Raw genomic sequence first — 14,195 nt, 5'->3', positions numbered from 1 at the left:
CGGCGGCTTCGATTCGGCACAATTCGTAGTCTTAGAGCCCCGGAATAGCCGCGGCCCTAGCTGCTAGCCAATGACTCTGACGATAATAACCCGGCCAGAGACAGTTGAGCCGGAACTTATTTTGCCTTCAGAAACCAGCGCCAAAAGGCGGCGCCCTGAGCAGCTGGCGGATGCGTGCCGTTTTGCTTCAGGAAAATTTCTTCGATATATCCTTGTCTCAGCCAATACGGCGCGCGGCTGATGCAGTACGGCGCAAGCTCGGACATCCCTCCAACCGTCTGCTCATTAGCCTCGTGGTTGATCGACAGAAACACCTTTCCGTTTCGCAGATAATCGTCAGCATATTCACGCATTATATCGAGCTTCATCTCGGTAAGCGAATCGACGTTGAGAAGAATGTCGAATTTCTCATCTGTCGTATTGAACCAAGCGGTTGAGCGCAGTCGAATCTTGGTCTTGTCGGATTCGGGTTCGTTGGCGAGAGAGATCGTATCCGGATCAAACTGCCGACCGAGGAAGTTGGCCTGAGCCACAAGCGTCATAGGAATGTCGACTAGCGTATAGCTAGGAATCCCGAATTTCAGAGCATAGAAGGCTGTCTTGCCCAGGCCGCCCCCCAGCTCGATCACCTTGTATCCGTAGAGATCTGAGACCTGTTTTAAGCGCCACGCCTGATATATTGCATGAATTGTCCGCTGTGAAAGGATGCCTTTTTTGGTCTCTAAGCCAAACTCATTCGGTAGGGGATTTGGAAATAAGATCTCGTGACGTATCTTGTCTTGGATGGCATCCACGAGGTCATCGACGGCGCCAACTTCAGGTTTGTCCTTATAGGGGAAGGCGGCGCCACCTTCTGGATTCCAATAGCGCTTAGCACCTACTGCTTCGGCCAAGTAAACCAGATCAGAGACAATCGTGCCGATCCAATAATTTTTATAATCTAGGTCATTTTTAAATCTGCGTGTGAACTCGACGGCCAACATATCGAAGCCATAGTTTAAGTTGTTGTCGCCGCATCGATCTAGAAAATCAGTCGAAAGCGAACTTTCGAGTAGTTCTTCGTGTAGATCCTTGGTCTTGTCTGCGATGAACGTCCAGAGCGGGTTCAGATCGGGTGCCGACTGTACGAAGCTGGCGCAATAGGATGCCTTGATCCTTCCAATGAACCCAAGCGGCAATTCCGTCAGCGTGGTCGTGAACGTGCTTGCGGGGAGAGTCTGCACGAGATTGATACCATCAGCTGTCGAAATTGGAGCAAGGATCGCATTTTCTGTGTGGTAAGCCTCGGGCGCCGAAGCCAGCCGGGCGCTCGATTGCGCCAGCTTTCCTCCCAGGGACTTACTCAGCCCCGCCGCGTATAAATTTCCTCGACATAGCCAGTGCGCAGCCATGCCGGATATCGCGCCGATCGGTTGAGCTGAATCTTGTTGGCGAAGTCGCGGACTACACCTAACTGGTAATCGCCCGTATCTAGCCCAGACTCTTGATTGATTGAAACAAATGTTTGTCCGCGTGATATGTTTGAGAGGTATCTTTCGGCGACCCCGTGAGGCATTTCCGGCAGGCTATCGACATTGATTACGACGTCAAAGCGGTGAACATTGTCGGCTTCTAGCGTCCCGGCCTGTATCAACTCTATGCCATCTCTGAGCGAATGCTCTGCGCTAACGCGATGATCACCAAAGGCTGTACTCAGAACAATGTACTGCACGAGCATCGCCTGCGGCAGGTCGATGATCGCACACGTCCGAAAGCCGAATTGCCGCGCGTAAAATGCTAGGTGCCCCGCGCCACCTCCGATCTCACAAAGTGATGGGCTGCTCACGCCGGACGCTCGGACGACCTCCCGAGCGCGCCATGCCGCATAGATCCCGTCGAAATGCCGTTCCGTATATATGCCGCCTCGAAGGCGCAGGCCGAACATCCCACCGTCCTGCTCAGGCGCTGGCAGGTCCGCGCCGACTTCATCCTCAATACGCGCCATGATGCTATCCAGATCCGCGATATGGATCTGGGTCTGACCGTGCTCGGCGCTGAGAACCCGCGCTGCGCCCACGGCCTCGGCCAGCCGGTAGAACCGATCGAGAATGAGGGAGCCGACAAACAGTCTTGAGTCTACGCTACCTTTTAACCCGTTGTGATCGTCAGTTCCTTGCAAGAACCCACGTGTCATGGATGAGCCAAACAGGCGGCCGATCAGACTATTGATGCGGCTTGGTTCCCCGGAAATAATGTCGAGATACTCTTCTCGACAGCGCTCATCGAATCCTGACCATAGCGGTCCGCTTTCCTCGGCTTTCGGCCTATTCTGTTCGATTATGATTTTAAGATTTTGAGTCTGCTTCTCGGATAGCGATTTTCCTGAGCCAAAATCGAACAGATCATCGGCGATATTTGCGAAGGTTGGCCTATTTGAAAATAGATGAGCCATGCAAAAATCTTCCGTGCACCGTGTGATTTATTGAACCAATAGGACTATTTCTTTCGGAGTGTCAACCTCGGGTTGCGCGCTGCGAAAGGGACTGGTCCTAAAAGGCGAAATTTCGCCTGCTCCAGACAATGTCGCCATGACTGCTACAAGCTGGTTCGTCGATTCGTCCGTTTGCCGCCTTTGACCCGCCCCTTGTTGAAGCCACTTTCTCGATCGCGTCATTCTAGTGGTCCGCCATCGCGTTCAGCCGCCTCAACCTTGGCTGCATACTTTTTATCGGCGGCGATCAGCAGGACGAGGTAGGCGATGGCGCTCTCACGCGTCTGCATGGCTTGGATGTTGCCGATCGCCTGCTCGATCTGCCAACGGTGCTAGGAGCGCAGGGCGGACAGCGCCTGCAGGTAGCCCTTCTGCTGGCCGGTCACGGTCCGCTCTGTGCCAGCGGCAGCTTGGTCCTTGCGCTCCAGGCCTTTGCCCGGCCCCACGCGGCGGCAAGCGCCTCAATCGCTTCGTCCCGGGTCGGCGCCTCGCCGTTGAGCGGCCGAACGCCGGTCGCCTCGTGCCCGCGCTGGCAGCCCGTACAGGTCCAAGTCCACGAGCCGTTCTGCGGGCCCCCGTCGATCCGCTTGATGCGCCCGACGTGCTGACCCGCTTCCTCGGCGACGAAATCGTGGTGCGTGTCGGGGAAGGTGCGGCGCCAAACGAAGGTCATGTTGCTACGCCAAGGCGGCCATCAGCAGGCATTCGCGAGCCGTCTCCAGCCGCTCCTTGTCCGATCGATCAAGCAGGTCGGCGGCGATCTACTCAACGATCTGTCGTGTGACTGCTTCGTCCAGACCTAGCCCGCGCGCGAATCCGTCGACGCGGCGCATCATGTACTGGATCGCGGCTTGCTGGTGTAGAGGAGCGGGACCCTCGGTCATCTCATCACCCCAAGAACTCTCGCAGCAACAGCAGAGCGACGCCGACAGCGACCAGTGAGTACATAACGAACCGGAAAGTGCGGTCTCTGGGCATGGCGTAGGCCTATCGACCTTCAACGAACATGAGCAGCAGCGCCCTGACGACCATCAGGCTTCCGAAGATCCTAACCGCGAAGCCATTGCATGCCGAGGAACCGAGGATAGGTTCTGAGAGCTATATGGTGGCGAAGAAGATTCACCCGGGTGCCGTCTGCGGTGTCATCCCTTGATCGGATGCGCCAGCAAGATCGCGGTCCGAACCATGTTGCGCTTCCAGGCCGGCTTGTCAGTGGTCAGCGCCTCGGCCGCGCGCGTGTTCGTGCGGAGCGTCTCGGCGAGGTCGAGCGTCCAGCCCTTCGCGAGCGGGTAGGCCTCGGTCGCCAGATCCGCGAGCATCGCGTCAACCGCGGCGTCGATCTCCTGGTCGGTGATCTCGGCGGCCTTGCGCAGCTCGGAGACGGTAGGGTTGGTGGCCATGGTCGAGTGCTAGCGCCAGCGGCTTCACCCGTCCATGAGGCCCATTCGCGTTGCCTCGTTGAGAAGCTCTGAGCGGGTCATCACCTCGCCATTCACCCGCCAGAGCGCGGGGTCCTCGGCGAAAGGCTCGACCATGTAGCCGGCCGCGACCAATGCTGCGACCGCTTCGGGAATCGGATCGTCGGCAGCGCTCATGAGGCGAGGCTACCGCGGGCAGGGGAGGGGGTCCAGGATGCGCCGGAGGTGCGGCGGCCGCTGAAAAAAAGCTCAAGCGATTCAAACCCCGGATTCGACTAAGGTGCGGCGCCTAACGCATTGCCGGCACAGGCAAATCGGATAACTGCTCGGGGAGCCATCACTTCTCCCGACATCTTCAGGCGCTTGGAGCAGCCGGGGCGATACCTTCGCGTTACCGCGGATCGAGCCCCTGTTACCGCGGCTTGTTTCAGGCTTGTCCGCGGCCCTTCCGTCGCGCGGCCCGAAGCTCGGCGACGCGGCTCGATTGGACCACGCCTCTGCGGTTGCAGATCATCGTCGTCGCCATCTGCGTAGGCGTGGCCGTCCGCATCACGTCGGGCGCGTCTGCGCCCGCTTCGAAGGCCGCGGATATGGCACCAGCGCGGCTGTCCATGCTCCACAGATCGTCGGGCCAGCCGGCCGCCCGGGCGATCTTGCGGAACGCCTGCGAGAAGTGCGTCGCCGTCCATGGCAACTTGAAGCGCTCGTCGATCACAACAGGCCCGACGCCGCGATTTGGTAGCTCGGCGAGGAACTCGGGATGCGGCCCGTCTTGATCGGGCAGCCCTGGGCGAGGAGCTTCCCGTCAGCCACACACCAGAAATCGATGCGCCCCTTGTGGCGTTTCATGCGCTTCAGCCCGCCGGCGCTGCCGCTTCACGATCCTTGGTATAGTGAGCACTACATGGCCGCCGCCCACTTCCAGCGGGCGCTCGCGCTCCTCCTGGTGCAAGAGGGCGGATAGGTCGATCACCCCGCGGACCCGTGCGGAACGCCGAACCTCAGGATCACCCTCGGAACCCTTTCCGGCTGGCTGGGACGAGCGGCACCGACCATCTCGGAGCGGCGCATCGCCGAAACCGCGAGGCGATAACAGCGCGGAACAGCAGCACGGGCGCGCGCAACGTCATCTCGCAGACGCAGGCCGACCGCACGGCTTCGATGGAGCGCTTGGCCGCGAAGCTCGGTCAGCTCGCGCCCCACCTCGCCACCCTGGAACCCCTCAACGCCGAACGGACGAGCAGGATCGAATGCATCGCCTGATCCGTCGGCGGCAAGGTTTCGAGCCTTCTAAGACCGCCGTAATGAGAGCGCTTAAGAGGCTGCAGCAGTGGCTGACGGCGCCGAAATCCGCTCGCCCGATGCGCGGGGCGGCCCGCCACCGGCCGCCCCCAGCGAAGCGGGGGCGGCCTCGATCAGCAAAGCCCGGCAGGCCAATGACCGCGCCGCCTGGAGGCTCGTGCTCACATCCGGCCTGCTGACGATCGGCTTCGGTCTCCTCGCTCACGCGGAGTCGACGGACGACCTCGGCGAAAGCGTCCGGGTTTTCATTCTCTTCGCAGCGGCGATCACTACGGGGACCTGCCGGCCAAACGCCATGCGTGCGATCACCGGCAGGGGGGGGGGCGGATCCATCGAACCGCGGGGTTCTGCGCGTCTTCCTTCCGGCAATCGGGCCGGTGGGGACGGGGTTCTTCGGCGGGCTTTGGCGGTTCGGCGGGTTCCAAAACTTCATCGTCGACACCGCGGCCAACTGCTGCTTCATCACTCTGACGGGCGTCGGCTTTATGCCGATGATGAGCACGCCCAACCACTTCGATGAGGGCGTGCCACCGAAGACGCGCATTCTTCTCGGCATCAAGTGAGGGATCGCGCTGAGCCTCGCACTGATACTGGTGCTGACTCTGACACAGTCCGATCTGCGCTGGCTGGTCGAGAAGCTGCGCCCCAGCTCGACCGGGGGCCATCGATCTGAGGCGGATTACGATCGGCCCCGCCACCGTCTACCTTTCACCAACCCCCAAAGCAGTCACCTCGAACCGCCCGGCTCCGGCCGCGGCGGTTTTTTCGTGCGCCGCGCCAGCAGGAACGTGGCAAGAGCGCAACTTGATCACGCGGCCGTGATCAACGCGCGAATTTGGCCTTACAGCATTAGAGATAAGTCGGTAAATGGTAGGATGGTGGCTGTTTCAGGCGCCAACGACAGCTGATGATCCCCGTCCGCCGCTCGCCTTGCGCGAGCGAGATCTGTAACGCGTCTTAATACTACAACGGTGCTCGCCTTGTCCGTAAGCTTGATCTATCCATATGACTGGCAGGTTCTGGGGCGGCGCCCAGAGTTTATAATAGTGCGCAGGCATTTACAGCAAAACCTGCATTTCACCATTGAGACGATCGATGAAAACGCGTCAAGAAAGCCCATCGCCCCCGCGTACAATGAGCCGACATTCTCCGAAACTAATTTTACCGAGTGCTTGAGCGTTGCCGAAGATCTTGATAAAGGCAAGTACGTATTTTGCATATTTGATAAGCGCTTTAGCACAAAAATTGCCGAAATCGGATTTATAGTCGACGACGTGGATTTGCCGAGCTTACGATCCAGCCTTGATTGCATTGAAAAGTTGTTTTTGCAGTGCTCACGACTGCGATTTGCAGGAAATGGCCCAGGAAAATCTGGCACCACTTGGGTATATAGGCTTCTTGGCAATCTTCCCGGCTGCCGTGTCGTCGACATGGGCACAGCAAATCTGAGTGGCGTTGACGCACGGGAGCTCCCAAACGTTGGCTATGCGGAAAGCTATCATGGTCATCTGACATACCACCTGAATGTGGTTAGCGATTTGCGGCGACTAAATTTTGTAACTCTTCATGCTTGCAGAGACCTGCGAGACCAAGTCGTATCCGAATATTTTCACAAGTTTTCTATGATGCGAGGCAGCCATCGACCCGATCTCGACAACCTGCCAGCGCAAGATATGCTGAAGTTCGACAACATCCATAAATGGTCTTCGTCGATCTACTTAGCCTACGATGCGATCGCCTGGAAAAAGAGCAGCGATTGTGAGGTGGTCCGTTACGAAGATCTCATAGACGATGCGCCCGGAGAATTGCGGCGGGCACTTCAAAAATTTGGCCTCGTTCTAGACGATGCGCTAGCGAGGTATATCACAACAAAGAACGATTTTAAGGTTATGACAAGCGGGCGTGATCGCGGCCATGCGGATCCCAACAGCCCTCTCAGAAACGGCGTTGTCGGGGACTGGAAAAACTATCTATCTGCCGAGACCGCGGATAGAATTGTAGATCATTATCGTTATTATTATGAAGAGTTTGGTTACGCACCATAAGTCCCTCATATGTTTTCCTGGCCGCCCGGCATTTTGGGCGGCCGTTCCACCCGCTACTGACGCACGACGGGTGTAGATATCCTCGACGGAGCCGGTCAGCAGCCAAGAGAAGTAGCGGCTGGGCCGCTTGAGCTTCATGCGGGCGACGAAATCGACCATGACGTTCTGCGCGTGAGAACTGTTCGGAGTCCCCAACTCCTGGCCGATGACGATGAACGTATGCCTGCGCGACATTCGCGCTGTAGCGCGCGGCAGCGGAGGACGGCATCTCGGGCATGTTGTCGATGTTGATCAGCACGGGCCAGCGATGCGTCTGGTCCGTTTCGGGTGTTCCGGCCTGAATCAGCTAAACACGATGCGGACCGGGTGACTTGACCTGACGCGATGCTCCCCGAACGGACCAGGGAGCATAATACACTGGACCCTCACCGCTTGTGGCAGATCGATGATCGCACAGGAACGGCATCCCAGCTTACGCATGCAAGAGGTCAGGTGACCGGGCCCGCCCTCGATCTCGCACACCTCTGGCGCGTCGTTGCCCGACGCTTTCGTAATCTCACAGGTTCGCCAGGCCGCTTGGATGCCGCTACGTAGACGCAGGCCGAACAACCGACCGTCTTGCTGAGGTGCCGGCAGATCAGGCCCGATCTCATCTTCAATGCGAGCCATGATGCCGTCGAGATCGGCGAGACGGATGACGCTCTGGCCATTCTTACCGCAGAGCACTCGGGACGCGCCTACTGCTTCAGCCAAGCGCAAGAGGCGGTCGAACATGATTGAGCCGATATGCTGCCGCGACGGGATCAACTTAATCAAGGCGTTGTAGACTTGCTCTACTCGGAGAAGACTATGCGATACCGGGGGTTCAACGGCTTTTGAGCTAGCCGTTGATTGCTTCGGTGGCGCCATTCCCGAGCGTAGCATACTCCGGAGCGCACATTCGATTGCACACACTCCAGCTACGGGCGACGAGTATCGAGGCGCCAATGTCGGCCAGTCGCTCTTCCCTCCAACTCCCGCCGGCCGCCGCAACCGGGCGCGATCAGATCGAGCGCCTGTCGGAGGACGCCTTGCCGTGCCGATATCTCATCCCGACGAGATAAACGGCGATGCGGGCGAACGCGCTGGCCGTCATCGACCAGTTCGGCACCGGAGCTCACCGGCTCGGCTGGACGGCGTTGCGCAACTCTCGGCGACAACCTGCACCGCCGCCCGCGCGGAAAGACGGGCACCTTTGCCTCGCTGCGATCACGCTGCCATCGCCGGCGAAGGAGATCCCGCCGGTGCCGCCGGGCGTCCCCGACACGATTGAGGTCTATCGCGACGCTGCTGGCAACATTGACTTAAATCACGCCTGGATTGACCTGTGACCGTGGCGCTGCCCGCCATCAAGGCCGCCTGTTCTAATGACCAACCCAAGAGGTCGCCCTTCGTGACCAAGCTTGGATCGTGCGGAAGCTTGAGACGCCACCGAAGCAACGTTTGTCTGAGATCGCTGATCGTTCAGCTCAACCAAAGGTCACCGCTTCTCCAGTCGTTTCTCGCCTGCGATGAACACGCGTACCACTTCGCCGGTGGATTGGGTTCGGACGAGGGCCTCCGATCCGTTCTCGACGGGCCACATCTTGATGATGACACCGTGGATATCGCCATTGACCGAGCGATAATCCTGCCCGACTTCGAGACGTTTTCGCACAATTTCCACAAGCGCCCCCGATGCCGCGATCGTTCGCACCATGCGGAAGACGAATATATGTATCTGTATGTGTCTGCTACGCCCGGGCCGTTATGTCAGGTCATTCCATGCACTCTTTCGACTTCAAAACTCCGTGATCCGGCCTCCTTTGCTGCAGCTCTGATATCGACGGAGGACTGCATCAACTTAGGGATGAGTGACGCAGCGGATTGGCTAATAGTGTATCCCTCAGTTTGAACTACGACGTCTGGCGCCTCGGGAGGTTCATAAGGTGCGGAGATGCCGGTGAAATGCGGGATCTCACCGACCCGGGCACGATGATAGAGCCCCTTAGGATCGCGTGCTTCACAGACCTGAATCGGCGTATCAATGAATATCTCAAGAAAAGGTACGTCGCCCGCTATGCTGCGCGCCATAGCGCGCTCTCGGCGAAAAGGGGAGATCAGTGAAACAATCACTACCAGTCCAGCCTCAGCCATGAGGCGTGCGGTCTCGGCGGCGCGGCGAATATTCTCAACGCGGTCAGCGTCTTCGAAGCCCAGGTCGTTGCTGAGACCGTGACGCAAGTTGTCGCCGTCAAGCACCATGGTGTGACGCCCGGCCTCAATAAGCGCGCGGTCTACTGCGTTGGCAATGCTCGACTTCCCTGCGCCAGACAGGCCGGTGAACCAAGCTATCACCGGGCGCTGTGCTAAGGCGCGCCACCGCTGCTCACGAGGTAGCAACGTGTGCCATGTAAGGTTGCGGGGGCCCGCGTCGTCAGAACGCTGAGTCATAGAATTACCGTTCGTACAACCTGAGGGTAGCCTACACACTTCATGCGACGACGAATGTGCTATAATAGGCACTGTGCCACGGATGAATTTTGTCGGTCGGAAGGCGCAAAAAGGCTAAGTTCACGATTGCCGTCTTCACCGTGTCCAGGTCCGACAGATCTGGCTGACCACCAAGCCGTCACCCTCTAGGCGCGCGAGCGCGGGGTGGCGTCCGCGGTGTGCTCGCGGCCGGGCAGCCTCGCGCAGTTCGGAGACGGTCGCAGGATCCTTTGCCATCGCGGCGGCCCGTTGCAGCCGGCGTGGCGAGCCCATGAGGCCATGGCACATGACCAGCACCATTAGATCTCCGTCTGTCGGGGACTCACTGTCGACCAGCCAAAGCGGGTCTCTGATGCTCCATGGCCTTACTGTGCAGCCAGAGGATCGATGTGCCGCGACGGCTTCGCGAATCGGATCGTACCCCTCGCTCATGAGGCTAGGCCACCGCGGGCAGGAAAGGGCGCGAGACGGCGGGACCGCGAAGGCGAGAAGCCCAGTGTCCGCGCGACAGATTGTTCGCACGAAACGACTGGGTTTTCGTTGCGATTTTGACCGATGTTTCTAGATTCTATCAATTTTGATCTGCAGTCTTGCGCAATTTTAGAGTTTTGCATTACACTCATTTCGTCGTTTTAGACTGATTAGGCCTGCCGAATAAATCGGCCTCACTTCGACCTGTCATTGTCTGACGCTCAACGCCGCAAACGGTTTATTCCATAGGGTCCTAAAAACATCAAGACAAAATCGTTCGAATGCCTGACAATATATAGATATTAGAAAATATCTTTCTAATACACCAATCATTGCTGTATTCGCGAAGCCTGTGATTAAGCGCTGGCGGAACGTCCAAAAGTTTCTCATCGCCAAATGGTTGCGTTGACCTGGTCGGCGCGCCGTTCGGCGGCAAACGGGGCTCACCATGACCGGCCGCCGCAACTCAACCCACGGCAACGCCGTCCTTCCGAACCAATGACATGGCCCCGACTGTCAATCGCCGTGTCGCGGGTTCGAGTCCTGCCCGGGGCGCCATCAGCCCCCATCGCAGCCCCGCCTCTCAGATCGCACGGCGTTGGTCGCTGATGCCGATCCGTTCTTGCGACCGGATCTCGGGGCCCCTTCGTCAGCAGCCGCTTCAGCCCGTCCGTGCGCCGGCCCAAGATCCCGGCCGTCGATACGGCTGAGACGCGCGCAGCGCTCAAGGCGAAATGCCGATCGCGAGCGCCACCGGACGGTCTCGGGGCGGCCGCGCATGTCGACGACCGCGTTCACTCGGAACGGCACCCGAAATGTCGGCGGGCCGCGGCGGGGACCGAAGGAGGCGACCCGGCTCTGCCTAGCGTTGAGCGGATCAAGATCGCCGTGCTTGTCTTCGTCGACGAACAGCCCCCCGCGCCGCACCGACCTGACCCGCCCCCTGTCGGCGGGGTAGAGCGGCAGAATCTGCCGCTGGGCCGATCCTGCCGGTCCCCGGCCCGGGAGCGTCGCTGAAATCATTGGGAAAATTCTGGAATGCGCCGTGCCTCCCCGAACCGAAGGCGGTCGCGGAGGCGTAGCATGTCGGCGAATGCGGTTACGGGCAGTTCTCTCCAGCGGGATCTTGTCAGCGCCCTGAGACAGGCGCGTGCGGCGAATACGGCCCGGATCGAGGCCGGCACCTCGACCACGGCGGGCCAGGATCCGACCACCACCCAGGCTACCGGAAGCACCGGGCAGACGACCGGCACCACATCGACACCGACCCTGTCGAACGATCTGATGGCGTCGCTCCTGCAACTGCAATCCGACTTCAGCCAGATGGGCCTTCAGAGCGGCGTCACCACACCGGCGGACGCCACCGCCAATGCCGACGAAGCCTCCGCGACCGGCACGTCGTCGAGCCCGACCGCGGACGGCGCGGCGCCCGTCCATCACCGTCGCGGCCCCCATGGCCATCGGCCGGCGTCGGACGCGACGCAGAGCGGGACATCCGCGCCGACCGGCGCCGCAACGGACGGCGCGTCGTCCACAAGCGCGTCCACCGGTACGACGGCGACTGCCGATGCCACGTCGGCGACCGGCAGCGGCGACGGCCTGCAATCCTTCCTGCAACAGGTGACGAAGGCGATCGCCGCCTATGCGACGGGCGGCCCGGTGGGCATCGCGGCTGCACTCACCAGCAGCACCCAGGCCTGACCCGGCCGGGATCGCCTGGCGTCTGGAGTGGTCCGCCGGCCTCTGGCATGATCGGGGGAACCGGAGATCGCCATGCCCCTGACCATCCCCGTGATTCTCGGCAGTGTCCGCACCGACCGCATCGGCAACCGCGCCGCGCAGTTCCTGATCGCGCAACTCGAGGCGCGCGGCCACGCCGCCCCGCTGGTGGACCCCGCCGAGCTGAAGCTCCCGCTCCTCGACCGGATGTACAAGGAATATCCGGCCGGCACCGCGCCGGAGCCCCTGCAGCGCCTCGCCGACCTCTTCCGCGGATCGGACGCCTTCCTGGTGGTCACGGCCGAGTACAATCACGGCGTCCCGCCCGCGCTCTCCAACACCCTCGACCATTTCCTGGAAGAGTACTTCTGGCGGCCGTCGGCCATCTGCTGCTACTCGGCCGGTCAGTTCGGCGGCGTCCGGGCGGCAATGGCATTGCGGGCGATGCTTGCCGAGATGGGCATGTCCAGCATCCCCTCGCTCCTGCCGATCCCGCGGCTCCAGAAAGCCATCGACAGCCAGGGCATTCCTGCCGAGCCCTGGATCACGACGGCGGCCAACCGCTTCCTCGACGAACTCGAATGGCACGCCGAGGCCCTGCGGGACCGGCGCCAGCGCGGCACGCCGTACTGAGCGGCAGCCGGCCGCCCCCAGCCCCGTCGCGGCGGCGTCATCGCCCCCTCGCGGGAGACAACGCCCCCGGTGCATCGGAGGTATTCGAACGGCCAAGCGCACCTCGATGCGCGCAATTTTGCGCCATGAAGTGATCGAGACAGCGCTTTCGATTCTCAGGATGAGCAAATACTCGACACACGATTGCAGAACAACTTTGCATGATCTCGCCGACGAAACGGTGAACGCGCCGCGCGCCCGGCGCACGAGACAGTATTGCTCTGTTGCAAAAAGGTGGCTGCACGGTGAGCCAAAGTATGAGAGCTTGGCCGTGTTCCCCAACGCGGACCGATTCCGATGAAGATCGACGAGAGGGCGCTCCTGCAGGAGCGCGTGCGGACGCTTGTCCTGCGCCATGCCCTGGAAGCCGTACTGGACCGTCTTGCATCGGCCGCGCGGGATGCGGGACGGGATGCCGAGGCGGAATTTCTCGGCCTGGAGCAGTCGCTGATCGCGGCCGCCCGCAGCGTCGCCGACCGCGCCAGCGCCCAGAAACTGGCTGTCCTGGTTGCCGTCGAGGACGCGAGCACGACGATCCGGGCCGCCTTCGACAACGCGCACGAGCGCCTCGACGTGCTGCGACCGTCGCATCTCACCCTCGTCGAACCGGAGGCTGCCGTCGCAGCCTAGCAGCCGCGCCGTCCCCCGCAGAGAGCCGGACCGGTCGTCGGGCTCAGGGCTCTCAGCGCGGCCCCGCCTCAGGCAGGGAGCCTTCGGGGTCCAAGGGAATTGGCGCGCGGAATGCCGCGAGACCGGCGGAGAGCCGCGCCAGCGTGGCGAGGCCGAGCGCCAGGAATACGGCCCCGCCGGTCAGAACCACACGCTCGATCCGGTCCGTATTGATGATGTGATCGGGGACCTCGACGCATTGCACGAGGATCTCGGCGACGAGCCCCAGCACCAGCAGAGCGAGTCCGCAATGGTGACAGAGCGCGTCGATCGCCGCCTCGCGATCGGGATCCTCGGTCGGAAGGCCGCCGAGGAGATGGCTCACGCCAGGGCGCTCTTCCAGCACCACGCCCCAACCGATCAGGATCACGCCCATCCCCTCGATCAGATGCCCGGCCTCGTGAATCGTGGCGTGATGCTGAAATCCAGCGCCCCAGAGCAAGATGGCGACCTCGACGAGCGCGAGCGTCAGCGGCAACGCGATCAGCATATTGAACGCAAAGATCGACCAGCGGTTGAGAAGTGATCTTGCCAGCATGGACCGGACGAAAGTCTGAACACGCAGGGGCGCAGAACTCTGGCGCGACTCAGAGCCACTGTCCCTGGACGAAATCAGCAAGAGCGCGTCGCTTCAGCCCCGTCAAGAACTAGCGACTGTTTGGAACGCAGGGGCCGCGATATGGGATTACACGCCCCCCTCTGAGAGACCCTGGGCACCGCGCGGCGCCAGCGGCCGCGCCGCGCACGGCGTCGAATCCCGTTCCCCATTCGGATGCGAGGCACGAAACCATCGGCCCGGCCGGATGGTGCTCGACCGCGGCCCCCGACTTTGCAGCGATACGGGCGGAGGCGTCAGGAAGGCCGCCCGAACGAACGCATCCGATCCGCTCCTGCCCCGGCGCTCACTGCTGGCGCGAT

Annotated in this window: 17 protein-coding genes; 6 read left to right on the top strand and 11 right to left on the bottom strand. The window is 61.0% G+C overall.

Annotated features, from left to right (window positions below; translation table 11 throughout):
- Nucleotides 1–116: 116 nt before the first annotated feature.
- From I53_RS33365 to I53_RS34000, 7 genes are all read right to left on the bottom strand, one after another.
- A complete protein-coding gene (locus I53_RS33365) occupies nucleotides 117–1,391 on the bottom strand; it encodes a putative sugar O-methyltransferase (RefSeq protein ID WP_148291179.1) in 1,275 nt (424 codons plus the stop codon).
- Nucleotides 1,343–2,431, bottom strand: a complete 1,089-nt coding sequence (locus I53_RS33360) for a hypothetical protein (RefSeq protein WP_148291178.1) — start codon at nucleotides 2,429–2,431, stop codon at nucleotides 1,343–1,345. Before I53_RS33360 ends, I53_RS33365 begins: the two co-directional genes overlap by 49 nt.
- A 421-nt stretch (nucleotides 2,432–2,852) precedes the next feature.
- A complete protein-coding gene (locus I53_RS17040) occupies nucleotides 2,853–3,143 on the bottom strand; it encodes a hypothetical protein (protein ID WP_043352736.1) in 291 nt (96 codons plus the stop codon).
- A 469-nt stretch (nucleotides 3,144–3,612) separates the two neighbouring features.
- Nucleotides 3,613–3,870, bottom strand: a complete 258-nt coding sequence (locus I53_RS17035) for a hypothetical protein (RefSeq protein WP_043352735.1) — start codon at nucleotides 3,868–3,870, stop codon at nucleotides 3,613–3,615.
- A gap of 24 nt (nucleotides 3,871–3,894) precedes the next feature.
- Nucleotides 3,895–4,065: a hypothetical protein gene (locus I53_RS34005; RefSeq protein WP_187294369.1), complete on the bottom strand. Its 171-nt coding sequence runs from the start codon at nucleotides 4,063–4,065 to the stop codon at nucleotides 3,895–3,897.
- A gap of 250 nt (nucleotides 4,066–4,315) precedes the next feature.
- Nucleotides 4,316–4,603, bottom strand: coding sequence for a hypothetical protein (locus I53_RS17030; RefSeq protein ID WP_043352734.1), 288 nt, complete (start codon nucleotides 4,601–4,603; stop codon nucleotides 4,316–4,318).
- Nucleotides 4,600–4,737, bottom strand: a complete 138-nt coding sequence (locus tag I53_RS34000) for a hypothetical protein (protein WP_187294368.1) — start codon at nucleotides 4,735–4,737, stop codon at nucleotides 4,600–4,602. The genes I53_RS17030 and I53_RS34000 overlap by 4 nt, the downstream gene beginning before the upstream one ends.
- 830 nt (nucleotides 4,738–5,567) lie before the next feature.
- Here I53_RS34000 and I53_RS17015 point away from each other — a divergent pair.
- Together I53_RS17015 and I53_RS33355 are read left to right on the top strand one after the other, a co-directional pair.
- Nucleotides 5,568–5,753, top strand: coding sequence for a hypothetical protein (locus I53_RS17015; RefSeq protein ID WP_043352729.1), 186 nt, complete (start codon nucleotides 5,568–5,570; stop codon nucleotides 5,751–5,753).
- A 408-nt stretch (nucleotides 5,754–6,161) separates the two neighbouring features.
- The gene (locus tag I53_RS33355; RefSeq protein WP_148291177.1) at nucleotides 6,162–7,235 is read left to right on the top strand and encodes a sulfotransferase domain-containing protein; all 1,074 of its coding nucleotides are present in this window, start codon (nucleotides 6,162–6,164) and stop codon (nucleotides 7,233–7,235) included.
- A 342-nt stretch (nucleotides 7,236–7,577) separates the two neighbouring features.
- Here the strand turns inward: I53_RS33355 and I53_RS33350 are convergent, their stop codons facing one another.
- Entirely contained in the window at nucleotides 7,578–8,009 is a 432-nt protein-coding gene (locus I53_RS33350; protein WP_187294367.1) for a hypothetical protein, read from the bottom strand.
- A 335-nt stretch (nucleotides 8,010–8,344) separates the two neighbouring features.
- Here I53_RS33350 and I53_RS33345 point away from each other — a divergent pair, with 335 nt between their 5' ends.
- Nucleotides 8,345–8,605 (top strand): hypothetical protein, encoded by a 261-nt coding sequence (locus I53_RS33345; protein WP_148291175.1) that lies wholly within the window; start codon nucleotides 8,345–8,347, stop codon nucleotides 8,603–8,605.
- 149 nt (nucleotides 8,606–8,754) lie between these two features.
- Here I53_RS33345 and I53_RS17010 read toward each other — a convergent pair whose 3' ends face one another.
- Together I53_RS17010 and cysC are read right to left on the bottom strand one after the other, a co-directional pair.
- Nucleotides 8,755–8,973, bottom strand: a complete 219-nt coding sequence (locus I53_RS17010; RefSeq protein ID WP_043352728.1) for a hypothetical protein — start codon at nucleotides 8,971–8,973, stop codon at nucleotides 8,755–8,757.
- 53 nt (nucleotides 8,974–9,026) lie between these two features.
- Nucleotides 9,027–9,656, bottom strand: a complete 630-nt coding sequence (gene cysC, locus I53_RS31450; RefSeq protein WP_374701338.1) for an adenylyl-sulfate kinase — start codon at nucleotides 9,654–9,656, stop codon at nucleotides 9,027–9,029.
- Between the two features lie 1,845 nt (nucleotides 9,657–11,501).
- On the opposite strand from cysC, the gene I53_RS17005 reads away from it, so the two are divergent.
- From I53_RS17005 to I53_RS16995, 3 genes are all read left to right on the top strand, one after another.
- A complete protein-coding gene (locus I53_RS17005) occupies nucleotides 11,502–11,918 on the top strand; it encodes a hypothetical protein (RefSeq protein ID WP_251982345.1) in 417 nt (138 codons plus the stop codon).
- Between the two features lie 72 nt (nucleotides 11,919–11,990).
- Nucleotides 11,991–12,569 carry an NADPH-dependent FMN reductase gene (locus tag I53_RS17000; protein WP_043352726.1) on the top strand — a complete coding sequence of 193 codons (579 nt, stop codon included), beginning with the start codon at nucleotides 11,991–11,993 and terminating at the stop codon, nucleotides 12,567–12,569.
- 336 nt (nucleotides 12,570–12,905) lie between these two features.
- Nucleotides 12,906–13,238: a hypothetical protein gene (locus tag I53_RS16995; RefSeq protein WP_043352724.1), complete on the top strand. Its 333-nt coding sequence runs from the start codon at nucleotides 12,906–12,908 to the stop codon at nucleotides 13,236–13,238.
- 52 nt (nucleotides 13,239–13,290) lie between these two features.
- Here the strand turns inward: I53_RS16995 and I53_RS16990 are convergent, their stop codons facing one another.
- Nucleotides 13,291–13,896, bottom strand: a complete 606-nt coding sequence (locus tag I53_RS16990) for a hypothetical protein (protein ID WP_244538868.1) — start codon at nucleotides 13,894–13,896, stop codon at nucleotides 13,291–13,293.
- Nucleotides 13,897–14,195: the final 299 nt, after the last annotated feature.

Origin of the sequence: Methylobacterium sp. B1, from assembly GCF_000333255.1 — a bacterium.
GTDB lineage: Bacteria > Pseudomonadota > Alphaproteobacteria > Rhizobiales > Beijerinckiaceae > Methylobacterium > Methylobacterium fujisawaense.
This window is presented reverse-complemented; position numbering and strand designations above follow the sequence as displayed.

Excerpts from the sequence above, each read along its gene's own strand:
- I53_RS33365 (WP_148291179.1), bottom strand. The coding sequence starts at position 1,391 with ATGGCTGCGCACTGGCTATGTCGAGGAAATTTATACGCGGCGGGGCTG.
- I53_RS33360 (WP_148291178.1), bottom strand. The coding sequence starts at position 2,431 with ATGGCTCATCTATTTTCAAATAGGCCAACCTTCGCAAATATCGCCGAT.
- I53_RS17040 (WP_043352736.1), bottom strand. The coding sequence starts at position 3,143 with ATGACCTTCGTTTGGCGCCGCACCTTCCCCGACACGCACCACGATTTC.
- I53_RS17035 (WP_043352735.1), bottom strand. The coding sequence starts at position 3,870 with ATGGCCACCAACCCTACCGTCTCCGAGCTGCGCAAGGCCGCCGAGATC.
- I53_RS34005 (WP_187294369.1), bottom strand. The coding sequence starts at position 4,065 with ATGAGCGCTGCCGACGATCCGATTCCCGAAGCGGTCGCAGCATTGGTC.
- I53_RS34000 (WP_187294368.1), bottom strand. The coding sequence starts at position 4,737 with ATGAAACGCCACAAGGGGCGCATCGATTTCTGGTGTGTGGCTGACGGG.
- I53_RS33350 (WP_187294367.1), bottom strand. The coding sequence starts at position 8,009 with ATGTTCGACCGCCTCTTGCGCTTGGCTGAAGCAGTAGGCGCGTCCCGA.
- I53_RS33345 (WP_148291175.1), top strand. The coding sequence starts at position 8,345 with ATGCGGGCGAACGCGCTGGCCGTCATCGACCAGTTCGGCACCGGAGCT.
- I53_RS17010 (WP_043352728.1), bottom strand. The coding sequence starts at position 8,973 with ATGGTGCGAACGATCGCGGCATCGGGGGCGCTTGTGGAAATTGTGCGA.
- I53_RS17005 (WP_251982345.1), top strand. The coding sequence starts at position 11,502 with ATGGCGTCGCTCCTGCAACTGCAATCCGACTTCAGCCAGATGGGCCTT.
- I53_RS17000 (WP_043352726.1), top strand. The coding sequence starts at position 11,991 with ATGCCCCTGACCATCCCCGTGATTCTCGGCAGTGTCCGCACCGACCGC.
- I53_RS16995 (WP_043352724.1), top strand. The coding sequence starts at position 12,906 with ATGAAGATCGACGAGAGGGCGCTCCTGCAGGAGCGCGTGCGGACGCTT.